Genomic DNA, 11,059 nt, shown 5'->3' with positions numbered 1-11,059 from the left:
CACCCGGCCGCGACCTACCTGCGCGTGCAGGGCGTCGGGCATCTGCGGGTGCATCAGCACCGGCCGATCGCCGGGCGGGTCAAGCAGATCGCGATCAAACGGGAGGGCTGCCGCTGGTATGTGATCTGCTCGTGCGACGAGGTGCCTGCCGTGCCGTTGCCTGCGACCGGCCGTGAGGTCGGGGTGGACATGGGCGTCACGCACTTCGCGACCGTGAGCGAGCCGATCGACGGCGTCACCGACGAGAGCGGGCATATCGCCAACCCCCGCTACCTCAAGACCGCGCAGGAGGAACTGGCCGCCGCGCAGCGGGCTTACGCCCGCACCAGACGCGGCAGCACCCGCCGCAAGAGGGCCGCCAAGAAGCTCGGGCAGATCCACCGCAAGGTGGCCCGGCAGCGGACCGACCACGCGCACAAGAGCGCGCTTGGCCTCCTCCGCGCGGCCGAGGTTATTGCGGTCGAGGACCTGCGCATTGCGAACATGACCAAGAGCCCCGCGGTGAAGCCCGACCCGGAGCAGGCGGGCGGATTCCTGCCCAACGGGTCAGCGGCGAAGGCTGGGCTGAACAAGAGCATCCTGGACGCGGGTTGGGGGGTGTTCCTCGCGATCCTCACCAGCAAGGCTGAAAGCGCCGGTCGGGACGTGATCGCGGTGGACCCCCGCAACACCTCCCGCACCTGCCCCCAATGCGGGCACGTGTCAGGGGCCAATCGCACCACCCAGGCCGGCTTCGTCTGCCTCACGTGCGGGTACGCGGCAAACGCGGACGTGGTCGCGGCGAGCAACATCAAGAGGGCCGGGCTGGTCCTCCGCGACGCCCGCGCGGCGTAGCGAGAAGCCACCCCGTTTACGGGGTGGAGGAGTCACTCTGCCCTTTCAGGAGACGCTGAAAGCGGCGCGTGGTCTCGGACTGCCGAAACCGCCGCCCGGTCTGGCCGCGTGGCGTCAGGCCAGTCGTGCAGTGGTGCCCGCGGTGGCTCGGCCGGTGGTAACACTGTGCTCGGCGCACACCCGGTATCTGCCGGACTTTCTGACGCCGCAGCCTGCTGCTGACTCGATGTCGTTCGAGGATGAACTCCACGCCGCGCTTGACGACCCATCCGTGCCGGTGCAACAGGACATGGCTGCGTTCGCCGGCGTGCTGGAGACCGTTCCGGTGGTCGTCGACGCGCTGCTGCACCATCCCGACCGCGGTCGGCGAACGTTGAGGCACGCTTTCACGGTGTTCCACCAAGCGGTGCTGGCGCCGATTGGCCACGGCTGCACGCGCAGTTGGCGGCGGATGTCGCCTATCGTGCACGGCTCGCGGCGCAGCATGGTCTGGACGTCATGCTCGCCACTTTGTGCCCTCCACATGTGCGTTGGGAGTATCCGCATCTGGGCTTCGAAGGGCCGGGCGCGCCCGATTTCGCCCTCGGCGGCCGGGGGCTGGTTCTGGTGCCGAGCATGTTCCTGACTGACGGTGTGCATCGGCAGCTCAACGACCGGCAGCAGCCGATGTCTCTTTTATCCGGCGCGCACGGCGGGGGCGTTCTGGCGTGACAACGGTGGGCGCAACTGGCCGGACGGGCGTCTGGCCGGGGCGATCGGTGAGCGCCGGGCGGCGGTGTTGCGGGCTCTTGCCGATCGTCCCGGCTGCGGCACCACGGACCTTGCCACGGCGTTAGGCGTCACGCCGGCAACCGCCTCGACACATGTGGCGAACCTGCGACGTGCCGGACTCGCCGTCACCACCCGGGTGGCACGAACGGCCCGGCACGAGCTGACTCCGCTGGGCCGGCACCTGCTGGACGTGCACATCGGGTGATCGGTCACCCGACGGCGATCGCCTCGATCTCCAGCAGCCATTCTTCGGAATAGAAGTCAAGCGGCACTGGGAGTCGAAGTCTTCGGGAACCGCGCCCTGCCTGCTCCAAGGGACCTGGCCGCTGACGAACACAGTGCGGCGGACCCCAGCCACCAAGGTGCCATGCGCGTAGTTGCCCGTCGCGTCAGGGAGCGTCGCGGGATTGATCGGCTGTGTCAGGGAGGTTTCCACAGCGGCGACGATAGGTACTCGGCCACACGGGTCACAAACATTTCGACGATTCGTCAAATCGTTCGGGGCAGCCCGGTCCCAGGTGATGCAGGGGTGCGTCCCCCTGTATCGACGTGACGCCGTATGCCGGCGCGCGCTGCCGCTTTGTGAGGAGGTCGTCCGTCCACCGCAGACGACAAAGGCAAGGAGTTTCCGCACCCCTTGCCACTTTCAATCTATAGCGCGCCCAGGGGCTTGCGGCAAGACCCGGGTCGTGCTGCAGAATCTCCGACCGAAGCCAGTACCTACGGGAATCTGGGATTCACGACGTAGGCGGGCGTGCTTTTGTCGACGGCTGGGCTTCGCTGGACGTCGAACCGAGGGCCGGGACACCCGATGCGGTTTCGAGCACTCGCTCGGAGGCGTGGAGGCAGGCGCCGCCGGGCTTTGCGGGGGGCGAGGAGGTGCGGAGGCGGGCGCTGCCGGGCTTTGCGCGGGGGCGCGGAAGTGCGCGCAGTTGGACGGCGCGGAAGTGCGCGCAGTTGGACGGCGCGGAAGTGCGCGCAGTGAGGTGCGCGGAGCAACTGGCTGAAATGCGACTTCGTTGACAGGGGGGGTCATGTTTGACGTGATCATTGCCGGTGGCGGACCGACCGGCATGATGCTGGCCGGCGAGTTGCGGCTGCACGGCGTGCGCGTGCTCGTACTGGAGAAGGAGGCGGAGCCGACCAGGGTTGTCCGCGCGCGCGGCCTGCACGCCCGCAGCATCGAGGTGATGGACCAGCGCGGTCTGCTGGACCGGTTCCGCGCGCTCGGTCGGCAGTCCCCGGTCAATGGTTTCTTCGCCGGCATCACCAAGCCGCGGCCGGACCGGCTGGACACAGCGCATCCGTACGTTCTCGCCATCCCGCAGACCATCACCGAGCGCCTGCTGACCGAGCATGCCATCGAGCACGGCGCCGAGGTCCGGCGCGGCTGCGAACTGGTCGGGCTGAGCCAGGACGAGGCCGGGGTGACGGTCGAGCTGGCCGACGGCACGCAGCTGCGCTCGCGCTACCTCGTCGGCTGCGACGGCGGCCGCAGCACGGTGCGCAAGCTGCTCGGCGTCGGCTTCCCCGGCGAGCCCGCCCGGGTCGAGTGGGTGCTCGGCGAGGTGGAGGTGACGATGCCGCCGGAGGAGTTGGCGGCCCTGGTGGCCGAAGTCGGCAGGACCCATAAGGGGTTCGGCGCCGTACCCGTCGGGGACGGGGTCTATCGCGTCCTCGCGCGCGCCCAGGGGGTGGCAGAGGACCGCACGGTCCCGCCGACCCTGGATGATCTGAAGCAGGGGGTACGGGCGATCGCCGGCACCGACTTCGGCGTGCACTCACCGCGCTGGCTCTCCCGCTTCGGCGACGCCACCCGGCAGGCCGAGCGCTACCGGGTCGGCCGGGTGCTGCTGGCCGGCGACGCGGCGCACATTCACCCGCCGACCGGCGGGCAGGGGCTCAACCTCGGCGTCCAGGACGCGTTCAACCTGGGCTGGAAACTGGCCGCCGAGGTCGGCGGCTGGGCACCGGAGGGGCTGCTGGACAGCTACCACACCGAACGGCACCCGGTGGCCGCCGACGTCCTGAACACCACCCGCGCGATGGTCGAGCTGACGTCCCTCGGGCCCGGTCCCCAGGCAGTGCGCCGGCTGGTGTCGGAGCTGATGGACTTCGAGGATGTGAACCGGTACCTGATCGAGAAGATCACGGCGATCGGCGTCCGCTACGACTTCGGCGAGGGGCACGAACTGCTCGGCCGGCGGCTGCGGGACGTGGGGCTGAAGCGGGGTCGCCTCTACGAGCTGATGCACGGCGGCCGCGGGCTGCTGCTCGACCAGACCGGCCGGCTTTCGGTGGCGGGGTGGGCGGATCGGGTCGACCACGTCGTCGACGCCAGCGAGGAACTGGACGTGCCCGCCGTGCTGCTGCGGCCGGACGGCCACGTGGCGTGGGTCGGCGAAGATGGGACGGAGCTGCTCGGCCAGATGCGCAAGTGGTTCGGCGCGCCCGTCAACTGAACGGGCGGTCCGGCCCGGAAGAGCGGTCGGTTGTGACGGCGACATCGCGGCGACGATCCAGGCCGAGCGGGGCGAGGTCATCCGGTTCGGTCACCAGGAGGTGCTGGTGATCGAGGACGGCCCAGGGCGTCGGGCAGACCTCGCGTGTGGAGCCAGGTGAGGGTTGGACGGGTGGCCGAGGATGAGCCGGTTCCCGGTCCGAGGGCTGGAGTCCGGTCATGCTTACTTGCCTCAAGGGCCGGCGCACGCCTCCACCAGCGCCTGGACCAGAGGCGCAAGGAGCGACTGGTCCTCTGGACGGGACGGTTCGTACTCCGTGATGCCGAGCCCGGCGATCTCGAAGCGATCCGCTGTCGCCCGGACCATGGCGAGAAGCTGGTCCGGCTGAAGTCCGCCGGGAGCAGGCGAGCCGACGCTGGCGAAGGTCTCGGGATCGAGCACGTCCAGGTCGATGTGGATGTACACGGCCGCGCGCTCATCCGGATCGCCCTCATCGCGGACGGCTGACGCGATCGCCGCCGCCAGCGCCTCCGGGCCTGTCAGCGGGGCCAGGACCGTCGGCGAGGCGGGGGGTGTCGGCGGAGCTGGGGGCGTCGGCGTGGCCGGGGTGGGAGGTGTCGCACTGACGTGCTGGATGCCGCTGCTCCGGATGAAGGCCGTCTCACCCGGGTCGAGATCCCGGGCTCCGGCGAGCACGATCCGGCGGGGGTCCAGCGGGTGGTCCGGTACCAGGCCGGTGGGGCCCTCGCCGGTCAGCGCGCGGAGGACCATGCCGTGGAAGGCGCCCGAGGGTGACGTGGCCGGGGTGTTGAGGTCTCCGTGCGCGTCGAACCAGACGACCACCAACCGGTCCCCGTACCGCCGCAGCGCCTCTGCCACGGGTTCCAGCTCGACCCCGCAGTCGCCTCCGGCCGTGACCACGAACCCACTGGCCTCCGAAACCGCCGACCGCACCCTCGCCGCCGTCGCCGGCAGGTCGTCGTCATCGACGTCGACGCGTACGCGGTGGGTTGCGGGCACCATGCCGGCCAGCAGCCGTGCCCCTTCGCGCAGCCGCTCGGCCGTGGGCGCCCCAGAACCGCGCCACTGCGGCACCTCCACGACCGTCACCTCAGTGGTCTCGCGATGTGCTGTGATCGCCGCCTCCGATGATTCTCTCGCCCGAGGGGGAGGGAGTCCCTCGCGTACTGTAAAACCGCAGTTCAGCACAGAACCGTACATTGCCGCACAGTCAGCGGAGGGATCCCCCGGGCACTTCCCGCAGATTCGCGTGGCAGGGCTACAGGCCCGTATACCATCGGGTGTCCTTCCCGGCAGGCGATGAGAGTGGCAGAAGATTCATGAGTTCGGTGACCGTACGGGTGCCCGCGAAGGTCAACGTCCAGTTGTCCGTGGGGCCGCTGCGTGAGGACGGCTACCACGACCTGGTCAACGTCTTCCATGCCGTGTCCGTCTTCGACGAGGTCGTCGCCAAGGAGTCCGACTCCATCACCGTGTCGGTGGCGGGCGAGTGGGCCGACCAGGTGCCGGTCGACGACGGCAACCTCGCCATCCAGGCCGCCCGCGCCCTGGCCAAGCACGCCGGGCGGACGTACGGGGCCGAGCTGATCATCCACAAGTCCATTCCGGTGGCGGGTGGCATGGCCGGAGGCAGTGCCGACGCGGCGGGCGCGCTGGTGGCGTGCAACGAGCTGTGGGGCCTGGGCCTGCCGGTCGAGGATCTCATGGAGATCGCCGCCGACCTGGGCAGTGACGTGCCGTTCTCGCTGCTGGGGGGAACGGCGGTCGGCACCGGGCGGGGCGAGCGGCTGAGCGACGCGCCGACGGGCGGTGAGTTCCACTGGGCGTTCGCCGTGGCGCACGGAGGGCTGTCCACGGCCAAGGTGTACGCGGAGTGCGACCGGCTGCGCGAGTCGTCCGGCGCGGAGGTGCCGTGGCCGCAGCTCAGTGAGCCGCTGCTGGCGGCGCTGGGTGCCGGTGACGCCGAGGCGCTGGGTGCCCGGCTCAGCAACGACCTCCAGGCCGCCGCGCTGTCCCTGCGCCCCGATCTGAGCCGGACCCTGGACGCCGGTCGCGAGGCCGGAGCTCTGGGCGCCCTGGTCTCCGGCTCGGGTCCCACCTGCGCCTTCCTCGCCACGGACGCCGACCACGCCCAGCGCCTGGCCGACACACTGTCCGCCCTCCCGACCTGCCGCACCGCCCTCGCCGCCCACGGCCCGGTCCCGGGCCCACGCCCGGCTTGAGAGCACGACCTTCCGCAACTCCGCCCGCGGGCCGCGGGGCCGCCGGCCGGGGCGCGCATGGGCGAGGCGGCAGGCCCGCCGATCTCCTTGAGATCGCATCGGCCGACGCTATGATGGGCCCATGCGTCTTTCGTCATGTCTGAGCTGGTGGCGCTCCTCGTAGGAGCGGCCGCCTCTCACGCATGACCCAAGGGCCGTTCGACGGACGGCCCTTCTGTGTTCCCTGGATCAGGGGTCGCGTCGTCCTGACGGCGATACCGACCCACCTCACCAGGAGACACGCATGAACACCACCGCAGAGCCCGACTCCCTCGGGGTGTCCGCCGCGCAGGCTCGCAGCGCGGAGCTGGAGGAGCTGATCCGTGAGGACCCGGGCCGGTTCCGGGTGCTGACCGGCGACCGCCCCACCGGACAGCTGCATCTGGGCCACTACTTCGGCACCCTCCACAACCGGGTACGTCTCCAGAACCTCGGCGTGGAGATGTTCGTGATCATCGCGGACTACCAGGTCCTGACCGACCGTGACGTGGCGAGCAACCTGACCGGGTACGTCGAGGAGCTCGTACTGGACTACCTCGCCATCGGCGTGGACCCGGCGCGCAGCACGATCTTCACCCACAGCGCCGTCCCCGCCCTCAACCAGCTGCTGCTGCCCTTCCTCAGCCTTGTCTCCACCGCCGAGCTCAGCCGCAACCCCACGGTCAAGGACGAGATCGCCCACTCGCGGCAGTCCTCCGTCAGCGGGCTGATGTTCACCTACCCCGCCCACCAGGCCGCCGACATCCTCTTCTGCAAGGCCAACCTGGTCCCGGTCGGACGGGACCAGCTTCCCCACCTGGAACTGACCCGGACCATCGCCCGTCGCTTCAACGACCGCTACGGCGCCGGCACCGCTGTGTTCCCCCAGCCTGACGCCCTGCTGTCGAACGCGCCGCTCCTGCTCGGCACGGACGGCACCAAGATGAGCAAGAGCCGGGGCAACGCCATCACCCTGGCCGCAGACGCCGACGAGACCGCCCGCCTGATCAAGGGGGCCAAGACGGACTCCGAGCGCCACATCACCTACGACCCGGCCACTCGCCCGGAGGTGTCCTCGCTCCTGCTGCTGGCGGCCCTCTGCCAGAGCCGGGCCCCCGAGCAGGTCGCCGCCGAGATCGGCGCCGCGGGAGCGGCCGCGCTGAAGAGGACCGTGACCGAGGCGGTCAACGAGTACCTGGCCCCGATCCGGGCCCGCCGGACCGAGTACGCGCGCGACCGTGCCCACCTCCGCCAGATCCTGCGCGAGGGCAACGAGCGAGCCGTGGCCGTGGCCGATGTCACCCTCGCCGAGGTGCGTACCGCCATGGACAGCCACTACTGAGCGGGTGGGCTCAGCAGGGCGGTTGGGGCCGATACGCTGGTGTGGCCATGAATCTGGTCAATCTCGAGTCTGTCTCCCATGCCTACGGGCCCAAGCCGCTGCTCGCCGACGTCTCCCTCGGGGTCGAGGCCGGTGAGCGGATCGGCGTCGTCGGCCGTAACGGCGGTGGCAAGACCACGCTGCTGTCGGTCATCGCCGGTGACGTGAAGCCCGACACCGGCCGTGTCACGCACACACGGGGCCTGCGCGTCGGGTTCCTGTCCCAGCGCGACGACCTCGACCCGAGCCTGCCCGTGCGCGAGATCGTGCTCGGCGGGCGCGCGGAGCACGAGTGGGCCGGTGACCAGTCCGTACGCGAGATCCTGACCAACCTCATCGGCGACCTCGACCTCGACGCCAAGGCGGGCGAGCTGTCCGGCGGCGAGCGGCGGCGTACGGCGCTGGCCCGGCTGCTCATCGACGAGCATGACCTGATCATGCTCGACGAGCCCACCAACCACCTCGACATCGAGGCGATCGCCTGGCTGGCGGCGCACCTGTCCGGCCGCAGGAGCGCGCTCGTCGTCGTGACGCACGACCGGTGGTTCCTCGACGCCGTGTCCACCCGTACGTGGGAGGTCGTGGACGGCCGGGTCGAGCGCTACGAGGGCGGCTACGCCGCGTACGTGCTGGCCAAGGCCGAGCGGGCGCGCATCGCGCAGGCCGCCGAGGAGCGCCGCCAGAACCTCATGCGCAAGGAGATCGCCTGGCTGCGGCGCGGGCCGCCCGCCCGCACGTCCAAGCCGAAGTTCCGCATCGACGCCGCCCAGGCGCTGATCGCGAACGAGCCGCCGCCGCGGGAGAGCGTCGAGCTGGTGAAGTTCGCCACGGCGCGGCTCGGCAAGACCGTGTACGACCTGGAGGACGTGACGCTGCACGCCGGCGGTCCCGGCGACGGGCCGCTGGTGCTCGACCGCACCACGTGGCAGTTCGGGCCGGGCGACCGCATCGGGCTGATCGGCGTGAACGGCTCCGGCAAGTCCTCGGTGCTGCGCCTGCTGGCCGGCACGGTCGAGCCCGACTCGGGCCGGCTCGTGCGGGGCAAGACGGTGCGGCTGGCGCACCTGTCCCAGGAGCTGGCCGAGCTGGACCCGGCGCGGCGCGTGCTGGAGACGGTCGAGGAGATCCGCAAGTACGTGCAGGTCGGCAAGAAGGAGTGGACGGCCTCGCAGCTCCTCGAACGCCTCGGGTTCAAGGGCGACGCCCAGTGGAAGGTCGTCGGCGACCTGTCGGGCGGCGAGCGGCGGCGGTTGCAGCTGCTGCGGCTGCTCATGGACGACCCGAACGTGCTGCTGCTCGACGAGCCGACCAACGACCTCGACATCGAGACACTGAACGAGCTGGAAGACCTGCTCGACGGCTGGCCCGGCACGCTGATCCTGGTCAGCCACGACCGCTACTTCCTGGAGCGCGTCACCGACCGCTCGGTGGCCCTGCTGGGCGACGGCCGGCTGTCTCTGCTGCCGGGCGGGGTGGACGAGTACCTGGAGCGGCGGGCGTCGGGCATGGCCCTCACGGCCCGGACCGGCGCGGGCACCTCCGGCGGCCCCGCCAAGAACACCCTGAACGCTCCCGCCAAAGACGCGAAAGAGACGGCGACGGCCGAAGGCGAGGCGGCGGCGGGCGGGCTGTCCGCCAAGGAGGAGCGGGAGCTGCGCAAGGAGCTCAACCGCCTCGAACGCCAGCTCGACCGGCTCGGCGAGCAGGAGGCCAAGCTGCACGCGGCGATGGCGGAGGCGGCCAGCGACTACGCCCGGCTCGGCTCCCTCAACGCCGAGCTGCGCGACGTGCTGGCCCAGAAGGATTCGGTCGAAGGCGCCTGGCTGGAGCTGGCCGACCGCCTCGGCGACTGAGCGGCCCGAACCGGGCGTCAGGAGTCGAGCGGCGTCGGGAGTCGAACGGCGTCAGGAGTCGAGCGGCGTCAGGAGTCGAGCGGCGTCGGGAGTCGAACGGCGTCAGGAGTCGAACGGCGTCAGGAGGGTGCGGAGGAGGGCGGCCAGGGTCCGCTGGTCCTCCGCGCTCAGTCCCGCCAGCAGCTCGTGCTCCCTGCGCAGCAGCCCCGCGAACGCCGCGTCCACCCGGTCGAGCCCTGCCGGGGTGAGTGACACGAGCACGCCCCGCCGGTCCTCCGGGTCGGGTCGCCGCACCACGAGCCCGGCCTGCGCCAGCCGGTCGATGCGGTTGGTCATCGTGCCCGAGGTGACCAGCGTGGCGCGCAGCAGCGCTCCCGGACTCAGCTCGTACGGCTTGCCGGCGCGCCGCAGCGCCGTCAGCACGTCGAACTCCCACGGTTCGAGGTGGTGCTCGTCGAAAGCGGCACGTCTTGCCCGGTCGAGGTGTTTGGCAAGCCTCGATACGCGGGAGAGCACCTGGAGGGGCTCGACGTCGAGGTCGGGCCGTTCGGCCCGCCAGGCCGCGACGAGCCGGTCCACCTCGTCCTGCGCATCCTGCGTCATGACATTGAGTCTACTATCTTGACATCGAGATATGTGTCTCGATATCAATTATCTTTATGTCGAGAGATATCTGGGACCCCGCGACCTACGCAAGGTTCGCCGACGAGCGGTCGCGCCCCTTCCACGAGCTGCTCGCCCGCGTCGGCGCCGACGAGCCGGACTACGTCGTGGACGCGGGATGTGGCACTGGAGAGCTCACTCTGGAGCTGGCCCGCCGCTGGCCGGGGGCGACCGTGGAGGGCTTCGACTCCTCCCCGGCGATGATCACCAAGGCGCGGGAGCTGAAGGCGGCGCCGAGGTTCGCGGTGGCCGACGTGACCATGTGGCGGCCCGACCGCCCGGTGGACGTCATCGTGTCCAACGCCGTCCTGCAGTGGGTGCCCTCGCACCGCGACGTGCTCGAACACTGGGTGGAGGCGCTCGACGACGGCGGCTGGCTGGCCTTCCAGGTGCCGGGGAACTTCGACGCGCCCAGCCACGCGGCGATCCGCGAGGTGTGCGCCTCGCCGCGCTGGGCGGACCGGCTCGGCGACTTCGACCGCGGCAGCCCGGTGGGCGGCCCGGTGGACTACGTGGACCTGCTGGACTCCTGCGGCTGCCAGGTCGACGCCTGGGAGACCACGTACGTCCACGTGCTCCAGGGTGAGAACGCCGTGCTCGACTGGGTCTCCGGCACTGCCCTGCGGCCCATCCTCGACCGGCTGTACGTGGACGAGCACTTCTCCTTCAAGGAGGACCTCGCGGCCCGGCTCGACGAGGCCTATCCGGCCAGGGAGTACGGCACGCCGTTCCCGTTCCGCCGGATCTTCGTGGTCGCCCACAAGGGGGCCCCCGCCGACCAGGACGGCGGCGACCGGTAACCGATTCGGGCTTATGTGATTGTTCGCCGCACAG

General features: G+C 70.7%; 10 protein-coding genes. 8 read left to right on the top strand and 2 right to left on the bottom strand.

Features of this window, described 5'->3' with window-relative positions:
• The 4 genes from AB0H64_RS26940 to rox form a co-directional block, all read left to right on the top strand.
• The coding region (locus tag AB0H64_RS26940; protein WP_357629702.1) for a transposase at window positions 1–834 on the top strand (834 nt) is incomplete at its 5' end.
• Between the two features lie 226 nt (window positions 835–1,060).
• Entirely contained in the window at window positions 1,061–1,459 is a 399-nt protein-coding gene (locus AB0H64_RS26935) for a hypothetical protein (protein ID WP_357629700.1), read from the top strand.
• 6 nt (window positions 1,460–1,465) lie between these two features.
• Window positions 1,466–1,810: a helix-turn-helix domain-containing protein gene (locus AB0H64_RS26930; RefSeq protein ID WP_357629697.1), complete on the top strand. Its 345-nt coding sequence runs from the start codon at window positions 1,466–1,468 to the stop codon at window positions 1,808–1,810.
• 829 nt (window positions 1,811–2,639) lie between these two features.
• A complete protein-coding gene (gene rox / locus AB0H64_RS26925) occupies window positions 2,640–4,067 on the top strand; it encodes a rifampin monooxygenase (RefSeq protein ID WP_357629694.1) in 1,428 nt (475 codons plus the stop codon).
• A 231-nt stretch (window positions 4,068–4,298) separates the two neighbouring features.
• Here the strand turns inward: rox and AB0H64_RS26920 are convergent, their stop codons facing one another.
• Window positions 4,299–5,168: an arginase family protein gene (locus tag AB0H64_RS26920; RefSeq protein ID WP_357629691.1), complete on the bottom strand. Its 870-nt coding sequence runs from the start codon at window positions 5,166–5,168 to the stop codon at window positions 4,299–4,301.
• A gap of 239 nt (window positions 5,169–5,407) precedes the next feature.
• Between AB0H64_RS26920 and AB0H64_RS26915 the strand changes: the two genes are divergently transcribed.
• The 3 genes from AB0H64_RS26915 to AB0H64_RS26905 all read left to right on the top strand — a co-directional run bounded on the left by AB0H64_RS26915 (window position 5,408) and on the right by AB0H64_RS26905 (window position 9,562).
• Window positions 5,408–6,310 carry a 4-(cytidine 5'-diphospho)-2-C-methyl-D-erythritol kinase gene (locus tag AB0H64_RS26915; RefSeq protein WP_357629688.1) on the top strand — a complete coding sequence of 301 codons (903 nt, stop codon included), beginning with the start codon at window positions 5,408–5,410 and terminating at the stop codon, window positions 6,308–6,310.
• Window positions 6,311–6,593: 283 nt separating this feature from the next.
• Complete coding sequence (gene trpS / locus AB0H64_RS26910) at window positions 6,594–7,670, top strand: tryptophan--tRNA ligase (protein ID WP_357629685.1); 1,077 nt, start codon at window positions 6,594–6,596, stop codon at window positions 7,668–7,670.
• Window positions 7,671–7,717: 47 nt separating this feature from the next.
• Entirely contained in the window at window positions 7,718–9,562 is a 1,845-nt protein-coding gene (locus AB0H64_RS26905) for an ABC-F family ATP-binding cassette domain-containing protein (RefSeq protein WP_357629683.1), read from the top strand.
• Window positions 9,563–9,664: 102 nt separating this feature from the next.
• Here the strand turns inward: AB0H64_RS26905 and AB0H64_RS26900 are convergent, their stop codons facing one another.
• Window positions 9,665–10,165: a MarR family transcriptional regulator gene (locus tag AB0H64_RS26900; RefSeq protein WP_357629680.1), complete on the bottom strand. Its 501-nt coding sequence runs from the start codon at window positions 10,163–10,165 to the stop codon at window positions 9,665–9,667.
• 56 nt (window positions 10,166–10,221) lie between these two features.
• Here AB0H64_RS26900 and AB0H64_RS26895 point away from each other — a divergent pair, with 56 nt between their 5' ends.
• Window positions 10,222–11,025 (top strand): trans-aconitate 2-methyltransferase, encoded by an 804-nt coding sequence (locus AB0H64_RS26895; RefSeq protein ID WP_357629677.1) that lies wholly within the window; start codon window positions 10,222–10,224, stop codon window positions 11,023–11,025.
• Window positions 11,026–11,059 lie beyond the last annotated feature (34 nt).

Origin of the sequence: Nonomuraea sp. NPDC050733 (assembly GCF_040654215.1) — a bacterium.
GTDB lineage: Bacteria > Actinomycetota > Actinomycetes > Streptosporangiales > Streptosporangiaceae > Nonomuraea.
The sequence above is the reverse complement of the archived record's forward strand: the minus strand, read 5'-3'. Positions and strand labels throughout refer to the sequence as shown.